The sequence below is a fragment of the Planctomycetia bacterium genome (genome assembly GCA_016795155.1).
Taxonomy (GTDB): domain Bacteria; phylum Planctomycetota; class Planctomycetia; order Gemmatales; family HRBIN36; genus JAEUIE01.
This window is the reverse complement of record JAEUIE010000044.1, coordinates 32,783-58,326: the sequence shown is the minus strand read 5'-3', so window position 1 is coordinate 58,326 and position 25,544 is coordinate 32,783. Positions and strand designations below refer to the sequence as shown.

19 protein-coding genes are annotated in these 25,544 nt (G+C 51.2%); 10 read left to right on the top strand and 9 right to left on the bottom strand.

Going from position 1 to position 25,544, the window contains the following annotated elements:
• The first annotated feature begins 141 nt into the window (after positions 1-141).
• Together JNJ77_15025 and JNJ77_15020 are read left to right on the top strand one after the other, a co-directional pair.
• Positions 142-903, top strand: coding sequence for a helix-turn-helix transcriptional regulator (locus JNJ77_15025; GenBank protein ID MBL8823897.1), 762 nt, complete (start codon positions 142-144; stop codon positions 901-903).
• An 87-nt stretch (positions 904-990) separates the two neighbouring features.
• Complete coding sequence (locus JNJ77_15020; GenBank protein ID MBL8823896.1) at positions 991-1,215, top strand: hypothetical protein; 225 nt, start codon at positions 991-993, stop codon at positions 1,213-1,215.
• Between the two features lie 3 nt (positions 1,216-1,218).
• Here the strand turns inward: JNJ77_15020 and JNJ77_15015 are convergent, their stop codons facing one another.
• The 4 genes from JNJ77_15015 to gap form a co-directional block, all read right to left on the bottom strand.
• Entirely contained in the window at positions 1,219-2,754 is a 1,536-nt protein-coding gene (locus JNJ77_15015) for a hypothetical protein (GenBank protein MBL8823895.1), read from the bottom strand.
• Between the two features lie 24 nt (positions 2,755-2,778).
• Positions 2,779-3,726 (bottom strand): acetylhydrolase, encoded by a 948-nt coding sequence (locus JNJ77_15010; GenBank protein MBL8823894.1) that lies wholly within the window; start codon positions 3,724-3,726, stop codon positions 2,779-2,781.
• Positions 3,727-3,799: 73 nt separating this feature from the next.
• Complete coding sequence (locus tag JNJ77_15005; GenBank protein ID MBL8823893.1) at positions 3,800-4,990, bottom strand: phosphoglycerate kinase; 1,191 nt, start codon at positions 4,988-4,990, stop codon at positions 3,800-3,802.
• A gap of 110 nt (positions 4,991-5,100) precedes the next feature.
• A complete protein-coding gene (gene gap / locus JNJ77_15000) occupies positions 5,101-6,123 on the bottom strand; it encodes a type I glyceraldehyde-3-phosphate dehydrogenase (GenBank protein ID MBL8823892.1) in 1,023 nt (340 codons plus the stop codon).
• 184 nt (positions 6,124-6,307) lie between these two features.
• Here gap and JNJ77_14995 point away from each other — a divergent pair, with 184 nt between their 5' ends.
• Positions 6,308-8,833 (top strand): serine/threonine protein kinase, encoded by a 2,526-nt coding sequence (locus JNJ77_14995; protein MBL8823891.1) that lies wholly within the window; start codon positions 6,308-6,310, stop codon positions 8,831-8,833.
• Positions 8,834-8,862: 29 nt separating this feature from the next.
• On the opposite strand, the gene JNJ77_14990 is transcribed toward JNJ77_14995, so the two are convergent.
• Positions 8,863-9,873 carry a DUF1573 domain-containing protein gene (locus tag JNJ77_14990; protein MBL8823890.1) on the bottom strand — a complete coding sequence of 337 codons (1,011 nt, stop codon included), beginning with the start codon at positions 9,871-9,873 and terminating at the stop codon, positions 8,863-8,865.
• Between the two features lie 203 nt (positions 9,874-10,076).
• Here JNJ77_14990 and JNJ77_14985 point away from each other — a divergent pair, with 203 nt between their 5' ends.
• Both JNJ77_14985 and JNJ77_14980 read left to right on the top strand, forming a co-directional pair.
• Positions 10,077-10,730, top strand: a complete 654-nt coding sequence (locus JNJ77_14985; protein ID MBL8823889.1) for a response regulator transcription factor — start codon at positions 10,077-10,079, stop codon at positions 10,728-10,730.
• The gene (locus JNJ77_14980; GenBank protein MBL8823888.1) at positions 10,723-12,324 is read left to right on the top strand and encodes a HAMP domain-containing protein; all 1,602 of its coding nucleotides are present in this window, start codon (positions 10,723-10,725) and stop codon (positions 12,322-12,324) included. The genes JNJ77_14985 and JNJ77_14980 overlap by 8 nt, the downstream gene beginning before the upstream one ends.
• Here the strand turns inward: JNJ77_14980 and maf are convergent.
• The 3 genes from maf to carB all read right to left on the bottom strand — a co-directional run bounded on the left by maf (position 12,308) and on the right by carB (position 17,533).
• Entirely contained in the window at positions 12,308-13,027 is a 720-nt protein-coding gene (gene maf, locus JNJ77_14975; GenBank protein ID MBL8823887.1) for a septum formation protein Maf, read from the bottom strand. The genes JNJ77_14980 and maf overlap by 17 nt on opposite strands.
• Entirely contained in the window at positions 13,006-14,115 is a 1,110-nt protein-coding gene (locus JNJ77_14970; GenBank protein ID MBL8823886.1) for a glycosyltransferase family 9 protein, read from the bottom strand. The genes maf and JNJ77_14970 overlap by 22 nt, the downstream gene beginning before the upstream one ends.
• Positions 14,116-14,209: 94 nt before the next feature.
• Positions 14,210-17,533 carry a carbamoyl-phosphate synthase large subunit gene (gene carB / locus JNJ77_14965; protein ID MBL8823885.1) on the bottom strand — a complete coding sequence of 1,108 codons (3,324 nt, stop codon included), beginning with the start codon at positions 17,531-17,533 and terminating at the stop codon, positions 14,210-14,212.
• Positions 17,534-17,825: 292 nt separating this feature from the next.
• Here carB and JNJ77_14960 point away from each other — a divergent pair, with 292 nt between their 5' ends.
• The 5 genes from JNJ77_14960 to JNJ77_14940 all read left to right on the top strand — a co-directional run bounded on the left by JNJ77_14960 (position 17,826) and on the right by JNJ77_14940 (position 23,877).
• Positions 17,826-18,956 (top strand): hypothetical protein, encoded by a 1,131-nt coding sequence (locus tag JNJ77_14960; GenBank protein ID MBL8823884.1) that lies wholly within the window; start codon positions 17,826-17,828, stop codon positions 18,954-18,956.
• Positions 18,957-18,963: 7 nt separating this feature from the next.
• Positions 18,964-19,371: an acyl-CoA thioesterase gene (locus tag JNJ77_14955; protein ID MBL8823883.1), complete on the top strand. Its 408-nt coding sequence runs from the start codon at positions 18,964-18,966 to the stop codon at positions 19,369-19,371.
• 23 nt (positions 19,372-19,394) lie between these two features.
• The gene (locus JNJ77_14950; GenBank protein ID MBL8823882.1) at positions 19,395-20,915 is read left to right on the top strand and encodes an MFS transporter; all 1,521 of its coding nucleotides are present in this window, start codon (positions 19,395-19,397) and stop codon (positions 20,913-20,915) included.
• 11 nt (positions 20,916-20,926) lie between these two features.
• Entirely contained in the window at positions 20,927-22,318 is a 1,392-nt protein-coding gene (locus JNJ77_14945) for a hypothetical protein (GenBank protein ID MBL8823881.1), read from the top strand.
• Positions 22,319-22,395: 77 nt separating this feature from the next.
• Positions 22,396-23,877, top strand: a complete 1,482-nt coding sequence (locus JNJ77_14940) for an ABC transporter permease subunit (protein MBL8823880.1) — start codon at positions 22,396-22,398, stop codon at positions 23,875-23,877.
• A 2-nt stretch (positions 23,878-23,879) separates the two neighbouring features.
• Here JNJ77_14940 and JNJ77_14935 read toward each other — a convergent pair whose 3' ends face one another.
• Positions 23,880-25,523: a Gfo/Idh/MocA family oxidoreductase gene (locus JNJ77_14935; GenBank protein MBL8823879.1), complete on the bottom strand. Its 1,644-nt coding sequence runs from the start codon at positions 25,521-25,523 to the stop codon at positions 23,880-23,882.
• Between the last annotated feature and the right edge of the window lie 21 nt (positions 25,524-25,544).

The following is a 25,544-nucleotide window of genomic DNA, read 5'->3' as shown; positions in this document are numbered from 1 at the left end:
GGAAAATCCGTCAGCAATCACTATTGCATCTTGCGATTATCCATTGCATAATGCTATAAGCATCGCTTCATGCGATCCATGATTGCATGTGGTTATCTTACTGCATTCGACCCCCCTTTGCCAAGCAGAAAGATTCGGAATATGCCAAGTGCATCGATTGAGCTGGGAAAACTGCCTGAATGGAAGGAAGTTGGCAAACATTTAAGCCGTGCCCGCCGCCAGATGGGACTGACTCAGAAGGGTCTTGCTGATAAATGTCAGTTAAGGCAGGGCGAAATATCGGCCTTCGAAAGCGGTCGCAGGCATCCAACCTTGGCACAACTAACAGAATTGGCCCGTTCTCTCGATGTGCCTTTGCAATGGTTCATTAGTGGTACTTTGGAAGGGGCAGTTGGGGCACTTGCAGAATTGACTGTGGAGTTGCGTTACTGGGGTATTCGTGATCTGCCCATGCAGGATATTCGAATACCGGGTGCATTCAGGCCAGTCGAACAGCTCATCTGCCTGGCTATACGAGGCGATGCGGTACCCAGGCTCATCGTCGAATCGATGCCTTATCTTCTTGCGACAGTTAAATGGAAATCAAGATTAATTACCGCCTATGCACGCGAAGTGGGAGATAACAGGGTGTTAACCAGGCTGGGCTGGCTTGCAGACATTACCCGCAGCCTGTACAAGGCTGGTCAGCTAGCCGAAGCTGCCAATCAACGTGGAGCGCTGAATACATTGAGCAAAAAAGCTACCAAAGGAGAAAAGGCAGACAGCCTGGGCCATCCAGCCTCTGACTGGGCCACGGTACCAGTTGTCAACATGCGATGGAATATGACCTATGCCTCCAACATGGATGATTTCAAAAAACGGGTAGAGCAGCTAAGGGCATTGAAACCTGTGCGTGAAGAATAGTCGTTATCAATCCCTGATGAAAAATGCGCAGTAAGTAGCTCCTGGTTCTGATAGCATGCAGATTCTGATTGAATCAGGAGAAACATCATGAACCGGGATGAAACCAGAGTGGCTGTTCGGTCCATCCTGATGGTGCTGGGACGGATTGCCAGGAAAACATCGACCCCATCGGATGATTACATGGTTGCGGTATTGAATTCAAATGAAGATCGACTGGTTGACGTGGTCATCGACTTGCTGAAAGACCAGCCGCAACTACCCTCAGAAGAGCGTGTTGGCGAAGCACTGGCGAGAGTTGGAATTAAAGTGTAACAATCAAGGTTGTCTGATGGCAGGTTTGAGAGTCCATGCCTGCAAACGTGCGTGATGCATCACGTTCGGTGCCGAGAAGCCTTCAGGAAATATCACCCATTTCCAGAGATGCGGGCCATTATCAGCGACATGTTTCGTGGTAAGTAGCCCTGGGTCCGTTGAAATCAATAGCACCGTTCGCAGAGGTTTTTGACGAATCTGTGATCGATAATCGAGAGTCCGCACCATCTCCAGCAGAAATCGTTCTGGCGTTACAGCCTGGCTGCCTATCCATACTTCAGGTGGAATCTGCTGGTGGACCTGTAGATAATCCTTCACCTGCCCCACAGCACGCTCTATATCATTGCGATCTAGCTTAAGGTTTCGTTGGACTTCCTTACAGGGTGCTCGGCAAGGACCTGCAATGGCTCCAGGTAGAGTTTTGGAAATGATGACATCCAGCGTGCTTGCTTTTTCATTGTCAATTTGCTTATCGACTGCCATGATGCACAGCCAGAAAAACTCAGCCGGGCTGAGTGCATAATCTTTGGTAACCAGCCAGTTTATCCCGCGGAGATGAAAGTTTCTTGAGGCATCCAGCGCCAGTTTTTCCACTTCGAGATAAGTCCAATATTCCTTGCGTGCTTTGTCCGGATATGCCGCTGCCGCCTGCGTTGCAGTCACAAACCGCACATCAGGAAATCGCTTCATGAAGGCGATGTACTGTTCGAAATTGTGGAATGCCTGTTTCTTTTCAGCATCAATTTTCACGGGAGGCAACTTCCACTGGTCACGAGGTGGATTGGCGCCGTGCTTGAAGTTGACGCCGTCCCAGAATTGCTGATGCACAAATTCACACGGATGATAGACAATGCTGATCACGCCGCCACCTTCAGCCAGCAACTGATCTCTAGCCTGCAGAAAGCGAATGCGTGCTTCTTCCAGTTCATGCGGGTAAAACAGTCCCACGCGAATCTGCTGCTTCAGGCGATAGAAATTGAGCAAGCCGCCATACCAGAAGGGTTTGCCATCAAGGTCGATGTGCCTGCCGGCATCGAGGTAGATATTCATGCCCCATGATTTGAGTGCTGCGTGGGATTGTGGTCCCCAGGAACTGCCCGGCTGGCCGTAACAAGTGGGCTTCTGGCCAAAGATGCGGACGACATCGTCGTAACCTGGCTTCTCTCGTCGTGTGAATTCTGCAACGCCATCAAGCCAGCCGCAGGCATCGAGATATTGTGTAGGTGTTGGCGGGATGCTGTGCCAGTTACTGTGGTAACCTATCTCGTGTTTCTTTAGGGCATTGATAACATCAGTCCGGCCACGACGTTCCAGGGTGCGAGCCTTTTCACCAACAACTTTGAAGGTTGCCTGGATTTTGTGTTCCGTGAGCCAGGTTGCCAGTTGCAAAGCGGCATCATCGCTGTCTGGGAGAATGTAATCTTCCGTATCAAACCACAGTATGACATCGATTGCTGGAGGCTGCTTGACTTCCTGTGCAGCCATGGAACAGAAATAGATCGACAATACGATCAAGCTGAACGCTGATCGGAAATACATTATGGTGAATTTCATACCTATGGTTTATCGCTTCGTCTCAACACTGGCTGCATGTTTGCCCAGATACGTTTTCATATGGTTATTGAGCCAATCGAGTGCTTGAGCATCTTTCTTAAGATGGGCGTTCCAGAACGCCAGGCTGCACTGCTTGATCAGTTTCTGAAAGACAACATCCTGTTTTTTCTGCTCATTGTCAGCGCGAGCCATTCTGCCGGAGAAGATCATATGGTCGCCATCCTGAAAGTTGATGAACCACTGCGGACAGCCGGAGATTTTATCAAAAGGAATACGACGTTCTTCCGGTTTGGTTTCGCCGATGGGGCTATCATCTTTGGTTCCGGTCATGTGCATAATGGGCAGTTTGATATTCTGATAAGCCTGTTCGCGCAGGATGGCTGCGGGTACCGGTGCCGACATGGGCATCAGTGCCTTGACGCGGCTATCGGTAAAGGATGTAGCTGGCCCCAGTTTTTGGCCGCCTGCCAGCAACGTGGTTTGCGCACCAAACGAATGTCCACCCACTCCGATGGCATTCAGATTGAAGCGACCCTTGAAATCGCCATCGTCCTGGTTCAACTTTGTGAGTTGATCGATCACAAAAGTAATGTCCTTCGGTCGATCCATGGCATTGCGGGCGTTGCCTGCGGTGCGCAATGCCTGCATACCACCATCCCGCAGGACAGCGCTGTCCGATCCTTTATGCTGCAGATGCACCACTACGTAGCCGTGACTGGCCCAGAACTTGCCAAGGTATACATAGGCTTCACGATTGCCACCGAGTCCATGCGACCAGAGAATGACCGGAACAGGCGTTTTCACATCTTGTGGATAATAGATTTTGACTGGAACATCCCGCTTGCGCTCGGCATCATTCCAATCGAAGTTTTTGCTGGCAACGGCATGTGGACCTGGATCGGGATAAGTAGAAGTATCCTGAAACGCCAACGCAAGCAGCAAGCAAGAGAGGAGCATGTTTGAAACTACCAAAAAAAAAGCGGTGAATTGTCTTCACCGCTTCTAACCCCACAAACCGTGGATGGTATTGTTACTTTTCATCAATGACCGAGAGAGCCTTGAAGGGAGTGCCTTCCACATATTCCAGGAACGCTCCGCCGCCTGTGGAGACATGGGTCATTTTCGTATCGAGGCCGAAGGCTTCCACGGCTTCAGCGGTTTCGCCACCACCTACGATGGTGGTGCCTTTGCATTCGGTCATCGCCCGCGCGACAGCTTTGGTACCGTTAGCGAACGGTTCGTCTTCAAACTTGCCCAGCGGGCCGTTCCAGACAACCGTGCCAGCCTTGCGAATCAAGTCGCTGTAGAGTGCTATGGTTTTGGGGCCGATATCCATGCCGAAAGCACCTGCGGGAATCTGACCCTCTACCACGGTGGTTTTGGCGCTGGCATCGGGCTTGTCTGCAGTCAGGTGATCGACAGGCAGAACGATCTTATCTCCGCCCAAGGAAAGCAACTCTTTAGCGAGATCGATCTTATCGGCTTCTGCTTTACTACTGCCAATGGTCTGTCCCTTGGCCAGCATAAAGGTATAGGTCATGGCACCGCCGATCAGGAGTTGGTCAACTCTCTGGAGCATGCTCTTGATGAAGCCCATCTTGTCGGAGACTTTGGCGCCACCCATGACTCCAATCAATGGACGGGGTGGATTGCTGAGAAGTTGGCCCAGAATGTCCAGTTCCTTGGCAACCAGAAATCCCACGACGCGGGGTTTGCCTGCCATCGCTGCAGGCACTGCGTACATCGAAGCATCGGTACGATGGCAGGTGCCGAAGGCATCGTTGACATAGACATCGCCCAAGGCTGCCAGTTCTTTGGCAAAGGCTTCATCGCCTTTCTGTTCACCGGGGTTAAATCGCAGATTTTCCAGGACGAGGACATCGCCTGGTTTTAGTGCAGCGACAGCAGATGTTACTTCTGGCCCCACAACGCTGTCCAGTTTTTTGACAGGCTTTTTCAATAATTCACCCAGTCGAGTGGCAATTTTGTCCATCTTGAATGGGGCATCTTTCTTCGGATCGCCCTTGGGCCTGCCGAAGTGGCTCATAATGATGGCTGCACCACCATTCTTGATGACATGTTCAATGGTGGGTACCGCAGAGCGAATACGGCGATCATTGCTGATGTTCCCTGCATCGTCCTGAGGAACATTGAAATCGACGCGGATAAGAACGCGCTTGCCTTGCAGGTTGCCGAGGTCGGTGAGGGTTTTCTTGGGCATGGAGTGTAATTCCTGAGATGATCAATGAAGACGGAGAGCACAAGTGCTCTCCGGGGGTTAATGTATACCACGTTTGAGTGTCGGTTGATCCGACCGCGGTACGGGATTAATTACATCAACTTTGCCACTTTCGCAGCCAGGTCAACGGTGCGTTCGCTGTAGCCCCATTCGTTGTCGTACCAGCCGAGGACTTTGACAGTGTTCCCCTTGCCCTTGGGACTGACCAGCGTGCTAAGTCCATCGAAGATGCACGAGTGAGGGTTGTCGATGATGTCGCAGGAAACCAGTGGCTCTTCACTGTATTCCAGAATGCCTTTCAGCTTGCCATCAGCGGCAGACTTGATGGCAGCGTTCACTTCTTCCACCGTTACCTCTTTCTTGAGGTTGACTGTCAGATCAGTGATGCTGCCAGTGATGACAGGAACACGCAGCGAAAATCCATCGAGCTTTCCAGCCAGATGAGGCAGCACCAGGCCGATAGCCTTGGCTGCACCGGTGGAACTGGGAATGATGTTGATGGCAGCTGCGCGGGCGCGACGCAGATCCTTGTGAATCTGGTCTGCAATGCGCTGATCGTTGGTATAAGCATGAATGGTGTTCATCACGCCGTTGACGATGCCGAAGTTTTCATCCAGAACCATAGCCATGGGAGCCAGACAGTTGGTGGTGCAACTGGCATTGGAGATGGTTTGATGTTCTTTGGTCAGCTTGCTGTCATTGACGCCCATCACCACAGTGATGTCTTCACCCTTGGCTGGTGCGGAGATAATGACTTTCTTGGCTCCAGCTTTCAGATGGTCGCCAAAACCACCCTTGGGGCTTTCCTTATCGTTAAATACACCGGAGCATTCGATCACAAGATCGACATTCATTGCCTTCCACGGCAGGTTGGCAGGCACTTTTTCCTTCAGTACCTTGATGGGCTTGCCATCCACCACCATGGTGTCGCCATCGACGGTAACCGATTTGGAGAACTTACCATGTGCACTATCATACTTGAGCAGATGTGCCAGCCCTTTGGGATCATCCAGATCATTGATGGCGACAACATCGAACCCGCCTCGCATGGCTAAAATGCGCATCACCATACGGCCGATACGTCCAAATCCATTGATTGCTACACGCACTGCCATGGCAGTTTACTCCTGGTGGAAAATCGACGATCCATTGGAGTTATACGTCTGAATTCATGGGGTTCAACGTCTGACTGACAATCTGTTTCAAGTCGGTTTTCAGTATGAATCTGTTCCATCAGATAGTATGATGTTGCTGTGAATTATGCCTGAATTCAGGCTGTGTACTTGATGCGATGGAAACATGTCTCCGGTCGTAAGCGATCCAGCATTTACTGAGCATGAAGAAAGCAGACTGGTTTCGTTTGACGCACAGTGGAACGCAGCCAACTCATCTCCACTAGGTCGTTTCATCAACGAGCAGGATTCCATTCCTTTCATCCTGGAACTCATCAGGATTGATCTATGTCACCGCAGTCGCATGGGCATGAAGGCAGACCTGGCACTTTATCAGAACATGTTGCCTAAGGTTGTTCATGGAGATGAACTACTCAATCCGCTCAAGCAAATGCTTGAGCACTATGAACAAATGCCTTTTCAACTGGAAACCAGCTACGCTTCTTTGATTTTTCATGCTCAGGGTGGCTTGGGTCAGGTATTCCAGGCACAGGATTTATTCCTCAACCGACGTGTCGCAGTCAAAACACTTTTGCCTCAGTGGTGTGGTTCAGAACATGCCAGAGAAGATTTTCTCTGCGAAGCCCGTGTGACCAGCCAACTGGAACACCCTGGAATTGTACCCATTTATCAAGTGGGGCAATTAGCTGACAAACGCCCCTGCTACAGTATGCGTTTCATCGAAGGGCAAACGCTGCAGCAGGCCATCAAGGAGTATCATCAAGGTCAATCCAGCCAGACTTCTGAGAAACGACTCGCATTTCGACATCTGCTGTCACGCTTTGTGGCAGTTTGCCAGACGGTTGCATATGTCCACAGTAAAGGGGTGCTGCATCGCGACCTGAAGCCTGAGAATATCATGCTGGGCAAGTTCGGAGAAACGATTGTGCTCGACTGGGGTATGTCGCCCCGGCAACAGAAAACAAGCAGAGGTGCCACAGACTGGAATGCCAATCGCAATCTGTCTCACTATTCAGGTTCCATCCAGGGAACTCTAGGCTATCTCAGTCCTGAGCAGGCATCGGGTGGTTCGGCAGAAATTACCTCAGAAACAGACATCTTTGGGCTTGGGGCTACGCTCTACGCCATCCTCTGTAATCGTCCACCATATCAGCAGATCACCAAAGAAAGCGCCTTTGAGCAGGCATTACTGGCGAAGTTTGATCCGCCTTCTTCCATAGTAGGTGGTGTGCCTCGCGCACTCGAAGCCATTTGCCTTAAGGCCATGTCTCGCGAGCCGGGAGATCGCTATGCATCAGCCAGTGCATTAGCTTCCGATGTGGATCGATTCCTGGCAGATGAGCCGGTTACAGCCTGGAAAGAACCGTGGGTTGTCACCTTCAAACGGTTTCTACGTCATCATCATTCACTGGTAGCAGTGCTGGTTGCATTGGGTATTGTCATCCCGCTGGCAACAGCGATTGGTTCCTGGCTGCTGGCCAAAGAACACACCAAATCGCAACTGAGTGAACAGCAAGCACGGCTTAAAGAGGTTTCTGCTCAGCAACTGACCGATTACCTGACTCGCATTTTCGAAACAGCTTCGCCATTCGCTGGAGCTTCTTCTGGGTTTCGAGGGGATGAAGAACAAACCAACCTACAGACTGCTCAACTCTTTCTGGAACGAGGCAATGTACTCGTTCAAGAACACTTGAAAGATCAGCCTCTGATCAAAGCCAGGCTGCTGGAAGCCATGAGCAGAACCTACCAGGCACTGGGTCTGTATACCGAAGCGTTGAACCTGGCCAAGGAAAGCCGTGAGTTGCATGTGAAGCATCTGGGAGCAACGCATCAATCCACTTATTCTTCGGAGCTTTTGCTTGGTTGCATTGCCCAGGATTTGGGGAACTATCAGGAAGCGGATCAATACTTCAGAAAAGTGCTGAAAGCCAGGCAGGATGCTTTGGGCGAGAACTCTCTTCAGGTAGCAGAGGCGGCTTACTGGCTCGGAAGTCTTTCGTTCTATCGTCCGTTGAGCGTGGAAGGGCCGCAGTTTCAGGATAAGTTGCGCAAGGAAGCAGAGCAATTGTTACTGAAAGCTCTGAAAATACGACGCGAACTATTACCGAAGAACCATGAAGATATTGGTTTTACGCTTGCAGCACTTGCCAGCTTAAAGTTATCGGAACCCGGGCAGGAACGAATTGCCTTGCAATATGCAAGCGAAGCCATGACAGTTTTCCAGCAGTCCAAACAAGCAGGCCCCATTGGAAATATTCTTGTCAAAATGGTGTATGCAGAAAAACTTAGAAGTGAAGGAAAATTTCAGGATGCAGAAGCCAGTTATCAGGAAATTCTGACGCTTATGAAAAAGTATTTGGGGGCGCGTCATCCTCTTACTATCTTGCAGATGGGCAACCTCGTGGGGCTGGTCAATAAGTCTGGTGATATTTCACGAGCATTACGGCTGGCCAGAGAATTGATGGACATTATCCGTCACAATCCCAACCTGCGAAGCCAGCCGATGATCGTTCAGCAAATGATCTACTACGCAGATGTAGCTAAAATGTTGGGTAATCTGGCATTGGCGCAACAGGGTTACCAGGAGGCCTGGAAGTTTGCCAGCGAACGTCCTCTGGGTAACGAAAAGAATCTGCAAGAGCTGAAAGGGCGATTTCGCGATAATCAGATGAAGCTGCCGGATGAAAAGTAGATCATCCGGCAAATGAAAACGAACAGCATTTACTGTGCAATACCGCTGATTGGCAGTACTAACATCGGAAACTTGTCGCTATCAGTCTTGATGCGTACTTCCATATTCAATTCGCCAGTATCAACTGGTCGCCACTGGAATATCAGTGAATGCACCGAGGCAGTTGCACTGGGGATGGCCACCGAAACGCCATTGGCCTGGCCTTCCACAGCCAGAATACGAAACGGTGTTGAAGCCCGCAGAGTTACGCGTCGATTCATGGTGCCACCAGCTCGCACGGTGCCATAAAACAGCTTGTCGGGAACCACTGCCAATGCCGATCGAATGGTCGCATCGACAAGAACCGGTAAAATGGGGTTATTGGGATCGTTGGTTCGCAACTGGATTGTCTGCTTATAGTCGCCACTGGGAATATCGTTCTTCAATGTAGTGCTGATCTGGTACCCCACGGCACCTGGTCGGCGATAGTTCTCCTTAATGTTGACTTCAACTCCAGCAGGTTGCTCCGCGATTCCGGTAATTTTGAAATCATGGTTGCCTGCATATTCGATATCTACAACTCCATGAGGAGTGCTGCCTTCATTGATGACACCGAAGGTGAACTGGCCAGGATTGTAGACAATGTCGCCTCGACTGAAGGCACGAACCTGGTATTGAGCGCTGACAAGTTTTCCTGGTCCGAACACGAGGCTCAGATTGACTGTTTTCTCACCGGCAAAAGGCTTGGTGTCCATCAGCATTTCAATCGTGCCCAGTGCGCCAGGTTCAACTACTTTGGGAGTGATGTTCACCGTGGTACAGCCGCAGGATCGCTGGTATTCCACCAGTTCCAGTGGTTTATCTGTCGTATTTCGCCACTGGAATCGATGCAATAACTGTGAGCCGCGTGGAACTGTGCCGAAATCATGGCTCAGTTCGCCAAACATTTTGCCTTCTGCTGGTGCTGGACTCGTCGTGCCCGCTGTCTTCTTTTCACCATCTGCATTCAGGCTCGGCAAGACAAACAGAATACACAACACTGAACATAGAATCCGTTCCATGATCATCCCCGTATCGGCACATGCATTATGAAGAGTCTGTCTATACCATAAATGGTAGAAGCTGAAAAGCTCACTTGCCCAATCAATGACAAGACCCCCATTTCTCCTTGTTATCTCATCTTGACCTGAGTTAGCTTCATCTTGGCTTGAGGTAGATGGCTTTAATCTGATGTTAAGCTATTCTGTTAAAAGGTTTTCTGAACATGCGAATCCTGGTCGTTGAAGATGAGCCACAGTTGTTACAGGTCATCGCTCGTGCCATGCGTGAGCAAGGTTACGCGGTAGATGAAGCAACTAACGGCCAGGATGCTCTCTACAAAGCAAGTACCTGGGACTATGACGCTATACTCCTCGATGTCATGTTGCCAGGGCTGGATGGCTGGGCTGTCTTGAAGGAACTACGAAAAACGAAGAAGACGCCGGTACTGATGCTGACCGCCCGTGATGGTATTGATGATCGGGTCCATGGTCTGGACAACGGTGCTGATGACTACATTGTCAAGCCATTTGATCTAAAGGAATTGAATGCTCGGCTGCGTGCAGTTATACGGCGGTCCAAAGGGCAGGCTCATCCAATCATTCAACTGGGGTCGGTGACGCTGCACACTCAGTCGCGCATGGTTACACTTAACGGAGTAGATGCCAATCTGACTGCCCTGGAATACTCTCTGGTTGAGATGCTCGCATTGCAACCAGGAAAGCTGGTAACACGTACGGAACTTTACGAACATCTTTTTGATGAATCAGAAGACAGCATGTCCAACCTGATTGATGTGCATGTTTCCAATATCCGCAAGAAACTGGGGAAAGATTTCATCGTGACCCGGCGAGGGCAGGGGTATCTGGTATATGCTTAATTCCATCCGCGCCAGGCTGTTGTTCTGGTTTGCCGGTGTTCTGCTCCTGGTCATTGTTGGATTTGCCTGTTACCTCTATTGGAGCGCTGAACATGCCAGCCTGCAGCAGATGGATGTCCGACTCGAAGGTGCTGTTCGCTATTTGGATGCAGCGGTGAAGGCCTATCCACTGCGCGAGTTGTTGAAGCCTTATCCATTTAACAATCCGTTCGCTCCAGGTTCTTTCAGTTCGCCAAACCAGAATCGTGAAGCACGCCTACTCGACAACAGCATCAGAAAAGAAGCAATGGAACTCAGGCCAGCAGAAAAACGCAATCCAGACAAACGCCGTGAAGGCGATACCAATCGCCAGTCTGAAATGGAGCGGCGTAATCAGGCTATGCGTGATGGAGTGGAAAGAATGAGGCGGGATCTCAGATTGCCACCTCCCACGGAAAGTGAAATCTACAAAATGCCACAGTTCTTTACGATTTTTAAAGAAAACGGAGTTGTCTTTGCTACGAATAGTGACCCTGATCTTAAGCGAGATCCACAGTATTTCAATAATCTCTTGGGCAAGATGATGACCATCATGTTCATCGAATCTGACAAGACAAGATTAGCGTTGTTTCGGGGTCCTGAACGAAGCCTGATCCTGGTAGGCGTATCCATGGTTCACGAACTGACACGTCTGGATACACTGTTCTACCAGTTGATTGCCAGTGGTTCTCTTGCGTTATTTGTTGGTCTGCTGGGCAGTTGGTACATCTCCGGCATGATTATGAAACCGGTGAAAGCTATCTCAGCTACTGCTGCCAAACTGTCTGCAACACACCTTCATGAACGCATTGATACCCGTCAAGTGGATACTGAACTCAAAGAACTGGCAACCGTGCTGAATGATACCTTTGATCGGCTGGAGGGCGCTTTTCAAAGACAATCTCGATTTACCGCAGATGCAGGCCACGAGTTGAGAACGCCGCTGGCGGTTTTGCATACTAACCTGGAACTGGCACTCTCACGCCCCCGCAGTGAGGGAGAATACTGCGAAATCCTGAAGTCATGCCTCGATGGCTCCAGCAGGATGCGTACCCTCATCGATTCACTTCTGACTCTGGCCCGTGCTGATGCTGGTCAACTTCAATCCAACTTCAAGTCGATTGAATTATGCCAGGTGGTGCGTCATGCGATGGCCCAGCATCAGGCAAGAGCAGGTAATCATGTGTTGGAATGCAAACTCCCTGCCCAGACGATAACCATACAGGGCGATATGATCTTGATGAGTATGGTGCTTAGCAATCTGATCAGCAATGCGCTGAAATATACGCCGGAACATGGTCGCATTCAGGTGCAGGTGGATACCGATGGCAAGGATGCCATCCTGAAAGTGACGGATAATGGTATGGGGATTCCTGAAGAATCATTGCCTCATATATTTTCGCGTTTCTTTCGTGTCGATCAGTCGCGAAACCGGACAACAGGCGGTCAGGGACTGGGATTAGCCATCTGCAAGAGCCTGGTGGATGCACATCATGGAAGCATCACTTGTGAATCTACTGTAGGCAGGGGAACAAGCTTTACGATGCGGTTTCCCTTGATCAATCCTGGTGTATGAGGTCAGGCGCAACTTGACGGAGCAATATTGTCAATGATTCAACAGGCAACCCAATCACATTGCTGACAGTTCCAGTAACTACCGTCAGATATGGATCACCAACGGATTCAATGCCATAACCGCCTGCTTTGCCTTCCCAGACTTTGCTTTGAATGAGGTATTCCAATTCATCTGCACTGAGCGGCCGAAAGTAGAGATCACTCTTTTCCTGCCAGCAGAACTGCAATCCATCTTCCAACCGCCAAAGGCATACACCTGTCCAAAGCTCATGGGTGGTTCCAGCCAAGCTTCCTAAGATTCGGCGGGCATCGGCTTCGTCAACGGGTTTGCCGATGATCTGACCATGGTGCCAGACAGTTGAATCAGCAGCGAGAATCAGAGTGCTGGGTGCTGATTGCTCGGTGCTCAGCGGCAGGTGGGGTGAAGGATGGGCTTCGACTTGAGAGGAACCCCTCACCCCCAATCCCTCTCCCCGGTAGGGAGAGGGGAAAGTAGGTTGGCTGACAGCTGATAGCTGATAGCTGATAGCTTCTGCCTTTTGCCAGGCTAATTCAGCGACGTATTTTCTTGGATCAGTTACTCCTGTACCATCGTGCTCATCAATATGGCTGGGCATTACTTCAAAAGTATACCCGGCCTGGGTCAGTAAGGCTCTTCTGCCAAGTGAACTGCTGGCTAAAATCAGGCGGTGTAATGTTGCCATGAGCGAAGAAGGATATCCAGTGTTGGAAGAACTCGAGCGGGTGTCAATTCACTCATGCAACTCATATGAGTGCAGGTTTTAACATAACTAGCAGCGCAGGGCACATTCGTCGAGACAACACCTTGAGGCTGTTGATACGGACCAGTGCGTACAGGCGAGGTACAGGTAAATGGAGTCAAAACCGCTTTGCCCAGTGCTACCCCCAGGTGTAATGGGCCACTATCGTTGGAAATAACGAGATCAGCCAGACTCAAGAGGGCTGCCAATTCACGCAACGTAGTTTTCCCGACAGTCGAATAGACATTACGTGACCAGTAGCTTGTAAACTGCTCAGCAAGTTGCGTCTCGTCGGGTCCACCGACCAGAACCGTGCTGCCTGCACTGGCCAGTGAGACATGCTGGCTGAGGATCGCAAAATGGTTCACGGGCCAGCGCTTGGTATGCCAGCGTGTACCCAGGTTCATCATCACCCACGGGCGAGGCAAGTGAGCCAGCTTGGCCAGCCAGTTTTTTCGTTCGGGTTCCAGATTGGGCAGCTTGAACTGCTTGGTCATATTACCAACGCCGAGTGCATCTACAGCAAGCCAGTACCGATCTACCGCATGCATGTTCCACAGATCATCAGGCAGCACGATGTTATAAAACCACCGTGATCCTTCACGGGCAGATGACAGTCCCATTCTCCATTTAGCGCCGGATGCCCGAACCATCAGGCCAGTTCGAAGAAGTCCTTGTAAATCAATGACCAGGTCAAAGTGTCTGCGAAAGAGTTGACGGAAAAATCGCGCATGGTAATCGATGCCGGTGCCCCAGTCTTTTTGGAAACTGTGGCGATCGTAGCTGATGACATCATCCAGATCGGGATGGTTCTTGAGCAGGCTTGCGTACACATTATTCACCACCCAGCTAATCTCAGCGCGGGGAAAACGATGCCTGAGAGCAGTGACTACAGGTAAAGTATGGGCAATATCACCCAAGGCGCTGGGCTTAATAATGGCGATGCGTCGCGCCTCGATACCTGACAAGCGGGACTGAATATCCTGCAGGCCGGGCGAAGACTGATCGTTGATGATGGACAATGGTGTCATGCACTTCATCCATGAAGTTCTTCAGGTTTGAGGCATAGTCAACAGACCTGCCCCTATGATGCATGGCGTAATTTCGCAGAATCTGTGCGATTGATCAAGTCGAAGGTGATAACAGTTTTAATCGTTCCTGTAACGATTTAACTTTCACCGTGCTGCCCTGTAGTGCGGAACACGCAGCAACTGCAGCCTGAGCTGCAGATATCGTCGTAATGCAGGTGACTCCCCGCGTCACTGCCGCAGAACGGATTTTTCGTTCATCCGAACGGCTGATCCGACTGCTGGGGGTATTGATGATCAGTGCCACCTGATCATTCTCAAGCAGATCAAGCAGATTGGGCCTGCCGGTGCTGATCTTGTTGATCTCGCGGCACTTGACTCCCGCGGCATGGAGCGCTCGCATGGTTCCCATCGTTGCTACCAGATCATATCCCAATTCGACAAACCGTTTTCCAATGGGAACTGCAACTTCCTTGTCGCGATCTGCTACGGAGATGAAGATCAGGCCATTTTTAGGCAGAGGATTATTGGATGCCAGTTGTGTCTTGGCAAAAGCAACTGCAAAATCTTCATCGATCCCCATGACCTCGCCGGTTGATTTCATTTCAGGACCCAGGATGATATCTACGCCGGGGAATTTGTTGAACGGGAAGACGCTTTCTTTCACGGAGTAGTAAGGAGGGGTAATCTCTCTGGTGACTCCCAACTCGCGCAAGGTTTTGCCCACCATAATCAGTGAAGCAACCTTCGGCATGGGTAGTCCGATGGCTTTGGAAACAAAAGGTGATGTCCGGCTGGCCCTGGGGTTCACTTCCAGAATGTAAATGACTGGCTTTTCTGCCTGGTTGTCGTTGTTGCCAAAGGCTTTGAAGTTGGCTACGGCGAATTGAACATTCATCAGGCCTTGTACATTCAAGGCCAGGGCGAGTTGCCTGGTTTGCCTCTTGATTTCTTCCGTGATTTCCGGTGTCAGACTGTAGGGCGGAAGAACACAGGCAGAATCACCTGAATGGATCCCTGCTTCTTCAATGTGTTGCATGACTCCACCAACGATGACATCCCTGCCATCAGCCAGGCAATCGACATCGACCTCGATCGCGTTGTCGAGAAAGCGATCTATGAGAATCGGTTTACCGGGTGATACATCAACAGCTCGAGAAACATATTGTTCCAGTCCCCGTTGTTCACCTACGATTTCCATGGCTCTGCCACCAAGCACATAGCTGGGTCGGACGAGCACAGGATACCCGATCCGTTGTGCTATTCGATTAGCGCTACCTACGTCATAAGCAATGCCACTGGGAGGCTGTTTCAATTTCAGCGTGTTGACCAGCTCAGAAAATCGTTCGCGGTCTTCGGCTACATCGATGCTGTCAACACTGGTGCCGATAATCGGGGCGTTGGCAGCTTCCAGTGCCTTAGCCAGGTTGAGCGGTGTCTGACCGCCGAACTGGACGATGATTCCGTCCGGCTTCACTTCTTCCACGATATGAAGTACATCTTCAGCTGTCAGCGGTTCGAAGAACAGCATATCGCTGGTGTCGTAATCGGTCGAAACCGTCTCAGGGTTGGAATTGACCATGATGGTTTCATAGCCAGCTTCCTTGAGAGCAAATGACGCCTGGCAGCAGCAGTAATCGAATTCAATGCCCTGACCAATACGATTGGGGCCACCGCCCAGAATCATGATTCGCTTCTTGTTCCCCTTGGGCTTCACTTCATTTTCGACCAGCACTTCTCCCCCGCCAAATTGTTTCGGAGCTGCGTCGTAAGTGGAATAGTAATACGGCGTGTAGGCTTCAAACTCCGCGGCACAGGTATCGACCAGTTTGAATACGGGAAGAATCCCATACTCGCGCCGTTTCTGCTTCACTTCACTTTCGCTGACATTCCAGATGTTGCAGAGCTGCTTATCTGAAAACCCAAACTGCTTGGCACGTCGGAGAATGGGTTCTGTGACCTGATCAAAGTTCGCCATCTGCCGCAGTTCTTCTTCCATGGCAACGATATCTGCGATGTGGTTGAGAAACCACATGTCAATTTTCGTACGCTGATGAATAGCATCCAGGCTCATGCCAGCTTTCATAGCATAGCGCAGGAAGAAAATGCGTTCAGCGTTGGGTGTTGCCAGCTTGTGCTCAATTTCTTCAATAGTCGGTTGCTTCGGAGTCCCCCAGCGGTCGAATCGATGTGACCCCAGACCAAAATGGCCGGTTTCCAGGCCGCGCAAGGCTTTCTGAAGTGATTCCTTGAAGGTTCTGCCGATAGCCATGGTCTCGCCGACCGATTTCATCTGCGTGGTCAGCGTGGCATCAGCATCGGGGAATTTTTCGAATGCCCAGCGTGGAATCTTGGTGACGACGTAATCAATAGTCGGTTCGAAGCAGGCAGGTGTTTCACGCGTAATGTCGTTTTTCAGTTCATCAAGCCGATAGCCTACCGCGAGCTTGGCTGCAATCTTGGCAATGGGGAAACCCGTTGCTTTGCTGGCCAGTGCGGAACTGCGGCTGACACGCGGGTTCATCTCGATGACAATCATCCGCCCATTGGCAGGGTTGATTGCGAACTGGATGTTCGATCCACCTGTTTCCACGCCGATTTCACGGATGACCCGCAGCGAGGCATCACGCATGCGCTGGTATTCTTTGTCAGTCAGCGTTTGTGCCGGCGCCACCGTGATGGAATCACCCGTGTGAACTCCCATCGGGTCGAGATTTTCAATCGAGCAGATGATGACGACATTGTCAGCGTGGTCGCGCATCACTTCGAGCTCATATTCCTTCCAGCCCAGGCACGATTCCTCCACCAGCACGCTGTGCACCGGGCTGAGATTCAGTCCGCGGGCAATCATATCGAAGAATTCAGTACGGTTGTAAGCGATTCCACCACCCGTGCCACCCAGGGTAAAGCTGGGGCGAAGGATGCATGGTAGGCCTACGAGGTCGAGCACATCGCGTGCTTCATCCAGGTTGTGGATCTGTTTGGATTTGGGAAGATCGAGCCCAATCTTTTCCATAGCCTGCTTGAACGCCAGTCGGTCTTCCGCTTTGTGAATGGCTTCCGGCTTGGCACCGATCATTTCGACGCCATACTTTTCCAGTATGCCGTTTTTATGTAGAGCCATCGCCGTGTTGAGACCGGTTTGGCCACCCAGGGTGGGAAGCAACGCATCAGGCCGTTCAATCCGGATGATTTCCGCAACGTATTCCCAGGTGATCGGTTCAATATACGTCCGATCTGCCATCTCCGGATCGGTCATGATGGTGGCAGGATTGGAGTTAACGAGAACTACCTGATATCCTTCTTCGCGAAGTGCTTTGCAAGCCTGGGTTCCGGAGTAATCAAATTCACAAGCCTGGCCGATGATAATAGGCCCGGAGCCGATAATCAGAATCTTCTTGATGTCAGTACGTTTGGGCATTCATGGTTCCTGCAAAGCGCGAGTTACTCTTGTTCATGAATACGAAAATCGCGGGATAAGGCATGATCATTGGATTGGAATGTGAGCCAAGTCTGAACTGTCTGATGGATATGATCAGGATTCAGTTGAAGGCTGATATTCCTGGTCGGTTCAGATTCCAAAATCGGGAACCGAGTCTGCCTACAGCGTCTCGGGAAATTGGATTGACACCTGTCTTTTTCACTGGCACAGGCCCTGTATTGCAGGTACTCTCTATCTGCTGTACCACACGCTTTGTAAGTCCTGAGAAACCATGTCTGATCTTCCTCTGCTTCCTATTTATCTTGCTGGTTCCTGGCCTGCTGCCAGTTGGTATGTTCGACATCATCTGGATGGGTTGCGCCACACAGATCGTGGGTTCCACGAAGATCAGGAAGAAGTATCGCGAGATGCATTTCTGGTTGCACTGGATGATCAATTGCGGGCGGGTGCAGATATAGTCACGACCCAATTGGGATTGCCCGGTGTCGTCGAAGGCATCACTATCCTGGACCGCATTCAGGGTCTGGAAGTGTTGCCTCATCGCAAAAGGCTCCGCAGCAGATTGTACCATCAAGCGGCACGGTATCAGCAGACCAAGCCGTTGATTGCATTGCGTGGCCTGGGGCTATGCAGCGATGCGGAACGGCTGATGTCCCTGAGCAGTACGCTTTCAGTCATTTCCATTCCCGGCCCTTATACATTAGCTGGCCTCATTCATGGCGGGCAAAGCCGATTATCAACTGCGCAAACGCTTTCGGGCATTCTGCGTGATGAAATGGAATCGCTGGGCAGCATGGGTGTCACCATGATCCAACTCGATGAACCGGGCATGGCCTGGTCGAATGAAGACCCAGCCACGCTGGCCGATCTGGTGCGACGTACGGTGGATGGTCTGCCAATCGAAATCCATTTGCGGTTGGGCTATCTGGATGGTTATGGCAGGCCCATGAACCGCCGATCCTATCGCCCCTGGCTCGCTCCGCTGACGACGGCGGTGGTTGCTGCCACCATGAATGTTCGGCAGTTTGATCTGGCATTTGCAGCCTCGGATTTTTCAGAAATCAGTATTCTGGAAGAAATACCTGCCCGGCGGGTAGGCTTGGGAATTGTCGATACCACCTGTACCTGGGTGGAACCAGTAGGTCTGCTGGTGGAACGCATTCATCAGGCCAAAACGCAGGTTCCAGCTGAGCGATTATGGATATCTGCCGATGCCGGACTCGCGTCGCTTTCCCGCAATGTCGCCATCCGAAAAGTCAATAACATGGTGGAAGCAGCCAGGCAGGTTCGCCATGAATTGGGCGTGAAGGAAGCAACGCCTTCGACGCCTGTGCTGTCTCTGCCTACCTCAGAACCGGAGATGGATATTCCTCCGGCACGCAATGGCGATATTTCCAGTTAGGAGCAGCATGTCAGAACGATACCTAGCCATCAAAGTGGTTATGATGCCTCGCGATACCAACCCGCTGGGAACCATCTTCGGTGGCGTATTGCTCAGCTATATCGATCAGGCAGCACATTGTGGTGCTCGCCATGCCTTGGATGCCAAGGGCGGCAAAGCGAAAATGCTCGTTACGATTGCCATCGATAAAGTCGATTTTAAGGAACCGGTGCTGGTGGGTGACCTCGTCAGTTTCTGGGCACATTCCATTCGTGTTGGAAGAACATCCATAACCGTGCGTGTTGAAGTGGAAGCAGAAAGGCAAGGCAGGATCATTCCCGTCACGCAGGCCGATGTCATTTATGTCTCGGTAGATCGCCAGGCAGATGGTACACTGAAACCCGTTCCGCATGGGGCACCACCGGAAGGCAAGTAATAAATTCCCACCAGGACGATGTGATGTCCCAGACACCGGCCACGAGCAGCAATCCCCTCAGCAAGATCATTGCCTACATCAAAGGGCATCCATTCGGATTCTGGTTTCTCTTTTGGGGCGAACTAGCGGAACGTTGCTCGTACTATGGTATGCTGGCTATTCTCACGTTTTACATGAACGAGAAATTGCTGTTCAGTGAATCAGATTCTTCCCGCTGGGCTTATTACTTTCAAGCAGCGACCTACCTGACCCCTCTCATTGGCGGGATCATCGCTGATCGCTTTCTCGGTAGATATTGGACCATCGTCGGCTTTGCAGTACCGTATGTCATTGGCAACTGGCTGATGACCATACCGCTGACAGCCGAAGACGTCATTCGTACTACAAGTGGCTTTGCTATTCCACCAGTCATCATGCTTATTGCATTGGTGATCCTGGCGTTTGGTAGCGGCGTCATCAAGCCTAACTTGTCAACCTTGTTGGGAATGACGTACGATCAGCAGAAACCGGGAGAGTTGCAGCTGCGCAGCACAGCCTTCTCGATGTTTTACTGGGCTATCAATGTCGGCTCTCTGCTTGCCCAGGCAGGCATGCCATGGCTTCGATCTCGAGTAGGCTACAACAACGCATATTGGTTGCCGACCATTCTGATGGTGATCGCGCTTATTTTGTTTGCCTTGGGCAGGAAATACTACGCCGTTGAAACGATTCATCACAAGAAAAAAACACCGGAAGAACGTGCAGAACAGTGGAGCACCCTGGCAAAGCTGTTGGGTGTATTTGTGCTGTGCGCGGTCTTCTGGAGCGTGATGAAACATTACAACACCGTCTGGCTCTATTTTACCCGCGAGAAACTCGATACCACCATCTTCGGTACGACCTACAAGGCAGATCAGTTTCAACAACTCAATGCCTGGTTTATTTTGACCCTTCTGCCACTCTCCACCATCCTCTTCACCTGGATGGAGAAGCGAGGACATAAGGTTCGCCCGACCGACAAGATGCAGCTGGGGTTTGTCTTTACCGCTCTAACTCCGCTCATGTTTGTTCTGGCCGATCAAATGGCTGGTACAGGCAAAACATCCATCCTCTGGCTCGTGGCTGCGTATTTCTGCATGACAGTAGCGGAAATACTGATTTCCCCCGTGGGGCTGGAACTCGCCTTTGTAGCTGCTCCAAAATCGATGAAGGGTTTTATTACCGCTTGTTTTCTCTTCACGATTTTCAGTGGCACGTTGATCAACAGCCAGGTAACGCCCATCTACAGTGTTGAAGTCATCAAAACCGAAGCCAGGCAAATACTACAGGCAACAGGTTTCATGGCGTCTAGCCTGGCAGCGTCTCCCGCTACAATGGGAGTAACGATGGAAAGCGGCCTCGAACTTTCGCTCGTCAGCGCCAAGCAGGCCGTTCTTAAACGGTATACCCCCACGCAATACTTCAGCGTACAACTGGCGATATGCATTATTGCAGTGATTGTTTTTTACTTCATTGCCAAGCCCTTTAACCGCCGATTGGCGGAACAGGAACAGTCTCAACCGTAAACAGGTGATCTATGTCACAGGACTCTCCCAGCACGAGTAGCAAGCATCCCAGCGCACTGTATTTTATCTTCTGGGGTGAATTTGCAGAACGTGCATGCTACTACGGCATGCGTGCTATTCTGATGCTCTTCATGACCAAGAGTCTGCAGATCGATGAAGCCGATGCATCATCGTATTATTACTGGTTCAAGATGGCCTGTTACCTGTTGCCCTTGCTAGGCGGGTATGTTGCTGACCGGTATTTCGGTAAATACTGGACCATCGTCTGGTTTTCCATTCCTTACGTTATTGGCCAGATGATGCTGGCGTATGGCGACAGGTCCATGCTCTTCTTTGCCCTGGGCTTGCTTGCCTTCGGCAGCGGAGTCATCAAGCCGAACATCTCATCACTGCTGGGCATGACCTACGACCAGAAAAGGCCTGGCAACGTCAACCTGCGTGCAAACGGTTTCCTCTGGTTTTATTTCTCCATCAATGTAGGTGCACTCCTCTCGATGCTCGCGCTCCCTCTGGTACGAGATTATGTCCAGGGTGAGCAGCCCAAGGATATCACACAGCAGACGGCAGCACAGGATCAGGCCATGTCCTTTGCCTACCAGGTGGCTTTTTCCATACCAGCGCTGCTCATGATCGGCGCGCTGATCGCCTTCGCCGTTGGTAGAAAACATTACGCCATTGAAAAGCCTGGCCCGCAACCACCGATGACTCCTGAAGAAAGAAAAAAGCAATGGAAGGTAATAACCTCTCTGCTTGGCGTGTTTGCCATGTATGTGCTGTTCTGGTTGCCTTACGAGCACAATGATACACAATGGGTGCTCTTTGCAGATAAGAACATGGATTTGAACACACCCTGGCTGGCAGCAGTTGGCGGACCGGCTCAGTTGTCTGCAGACGCATTTCAATGGATCAATTCGCTCGGCGTTCTCATTCTGATTCCATTCTTCAGTTTCTTCTGGCCACGCGTTGATCCAACCGGCCGTCGCATTTCCCCTATTCAGAAGATATCCATCGGGCTGGTGTTTACCGCCTGTGGACCCCTGATCATGACCCTGTGTGCTTACATGTCCGCCGATGGCGCTAAAGTGAATTGCCTGTGGCTGATACTGGCTTATTTCCTGCTGACCTTGGGAGAGGTTCTGACCTATGGTACAGGTCTCGATTTCTCCTATGGCCAGGCACCATCCAGCATGAAGAGTTTGATCACGGCCTGTTTTCTCATGACCAATGCCATAGCCAATTTCATCAATTCCTTCTGGGCGAGAAACTATGCTAACCCGGATGCCGCTTTCCCGATGTCACCCTTTGCTTTTTTCGGTGTCGATACTGCCTTGCCTTTGATTGCAGCAGTACTGGTACTGATCATTGGCCGTAAATTCCATCTGGCTCATATCAACGGTAAATAACTCGATCGGATTTTTACCCTGTTGCCTGCAGCATACATGCAACAGGGTTTTTCCATGTCGTGGGACTGGCAATATCGATGAAACAACATCTCAAGGTGGTACTGTTATTGCTACTTTGCCTAACCGGCTGCAAGCCTTCAGAAACGGTCGTCATCCGCTGGGGTTCCGATGCAGAAGGTGGAGCCCCGTATATTTTTCGTGATCCCAATAACTCTGCCAACTACCTGGGTTATGAAGTAGAACTCGCACAAGCTTTAGGGCAGAAGCTCGGCAAACCGATGGAGTTTGTGCAAAATGAATTCAAGGAACTTACCAACGGTCTCAAGCGTGGCGACTACCAGTTGGCGCTCAATGGCATCGAAGCGACGCCAGATCGGGCAGCGCAGTTCCGGCTCAGTCGTCCTTATTACGTTTACCAGCAGCAGTTAGTGACCCGGAAAGGCGATACACGGTTTGCTTCATTGGAAGATTGCCTGAAGAAGAATGCGATAGTAGGTACGATGGAGGAAACCGCTGCCGACCGCATCCTGAATGCCAGGAACATACAAAAGAAACTCTACAACGGGCCGACCGATGCCTATCGCGACCTGGAGCTGGGCCGCATTGATGCTGTGCTACTCGATCAGCCGATGGCAGTGACGTATGCCAAGCCCAATCCCAAGCTGCAGTTTGCCGGGCCGCCTTTTGCCAAGGGGTATTACGTCATAGTGCTGCGGAAGGAAGATGAGGCATTTGCAGGCAAGGTTGACCAGGCATTGCAGGAATTGTGGAACGATGGCTCGTTACAACGCATCTACGAAAAATGGAACCTGTGGAATGACGATCAACAGGAACTGAACAAGCCACAGGATGTTGCAGGCGAAGCAAACAAGCCGTACCAGATGTTTGGCGAAGGTGGATACCTGAAACTTCTCTGGGAAGGGGCCAAGGTCACTATCCGCATTGCAGTGCTCAGCATGCTGCTCGCCATCATTATCGGCTTGCCTATCGCCCTGATGCGGCTCTATGGCAGCAGGCCGTTACAGTTTATCTCCATTGCTTATGTCGAGTTCTTCCGTGGCATTCCGGTTCTGTTTCTGCTCTATGTTCTCTACTATGGTGTGCCACAGATAGGCAACCTGGTGGTCTTACTTCTGGGTGAAGACTATCGCAATTACGGCCCAGAGTTTGTCGCCATTCTTGCATTTGGATTGAACTACGCTGCTTACGAGGCCGAAGTCTATCGTGCAGGTTTGTCTGCCGTGCCGAAAGGACAATGGGAAGCCGCTGCCGCCCTGGGGATGCCTAAGCGATTGACTTTTCGCCGGATCATTCTGCCTCAAGCCATGCGCAGTATTCTGCCGCCCATGACCAATGATTTTGTAGCACTGTTCAAGGATACCAGCCTGGTCAGTGCCATATCGCTGGTGGAATTATCGAAGCAGTTTCAGATTCTTTCCAAGCCAGCCAACCAGTACCTGGAGATTGGCCTGGCGACAGCCACCCTGTATCTGTTGATGTCAGTGCCATTAGGCTGGCTGGCCCGGCATCTCGAAAAGAAGTGGGCCAAGACACATTAGCATTAACTGACTGTTTTCACGGTGGCATCAGCATCCGGTACAGCATCACTTTTCGGATCGTACCAGTCTTTCTGGAACACGATACGCAGGGGCTGGAACTGGTTGCCTGCATGGCCTCGCATGGCACGGTTGGCCGTGAGAGCGATAATCGCATCTGCCATCGCCACGGTGCCTTCACAGCGCGGGTGAGGACGTTCAGCGGGTTTGACATTCTTGTCTTCCCACATTTTCACACAGTAGGCAAAGTGCTCCATTTCTTCCCGGTAGCCTCGTGAAACCGGGCCATCGCTGCCCAGAGCTGATTTACCCTTGGCGGTAGCGGCTTCCCAGGTGGAAGAAGCTGCAGTAGCTGGTGCGCCGGCACCTGCCGTGCTGGTAGTGACTGCAGCGCCCTTACCTCCGCTGCCATACAGCATCACCGTTTCTTCTTTTTCCACAATCATGGTGCCTTTAGTGCCCATGACACATTCGCCCCAAGGTTCGTAGCTGTTGGAGTTGATCGAGCTATAGGTGACAATGACTTTGTCATCCTTGTCGTTCACTTCACCCCAGGGTTGGTCTTTCCAGTAGTTCTTGCCTGGAAATTCAAATGTGCAGAAAACATGATCTTCTGCATCGCGGTCATCGCGGTAGAAATATTTTCCGCCGATAGCAGTGACAGCGAGGGGTTTCACTTTGCCCAGGAAAATACTGCAGGCATCGAGTTGGTGTGAGCCAAGCTCCGCCATCAGGCCGCCACCGGTGCGGTCGTAGAGTCTCCAGCGGACCAGTTCCTCCAGGCTGTAATAGCCTAATTGTCTAACCTTGGCTTCGAGTTCCTGGCGATCATCGGGAGGAATTTCCGGTCGCCAGCCATCACGCCACATGGGGATCATTTTGCCGGTCTTCTTCCCGGTTAAGTGGTCAACCATGTCTTCCATCATCTGTACGCCGTTCTTATCCAGTCGAGGCAAGGAATTATTGCGATGCCAGAACGCCCGGATGTGGTGGATATCGCCGATTTCGCCGGCGTTCAGCACTTCCACTGCATGAGCGTACAGCATGCTGTAATGCCGCTGATGCCCGATGGACAGGCAACGATCATACTTTTCTGCAGCACGGATCATTTCTTTACACTGCGTGATATTCCATGCCATCAGCTTTTCACAGAGAACGTGCTTGCCTTTGTTCAACGCTTCAATGGCTACCGGTGCATGCAGATGCAAAGGCAGGGCAATAACGACGATTTTGATTTCAGGGTTATCGAGCAGTTCCGAATAGTTGCTGTAAACCTTGATGTTGTTGGCACGCGAGCCGTAGATTTTGTTGAACCCCTTGCGTGGGCCACGCGGCTCCCCATCGAAGATGCGACGACGGTTGAATGGCCGAATGTCAGCCACACCAATGAATTCGAGATACTCAGGATTGTGCTCACCAACGAGCACACCACCTTCATCGCCGGAGCCGATGAGGCCAGCTTTCACCGGCCCGCCCTGCAGTTTCTTGTAGCCATAGTAGGCAGCAGCGCCGACAGGCACAGTACCGGCAGCAGCGAGTGCCCCTTTCATGAACTGTCTGCGGTTGGGCTGGTTGGCGTTGTAATGGCTGCCCACCACGCCCTGAAAGTTCGCTTTTCCTATTTCACGCTCGGCGGGGGTTAAGTCGATGGCCATGGCTCTCTCTCTTTA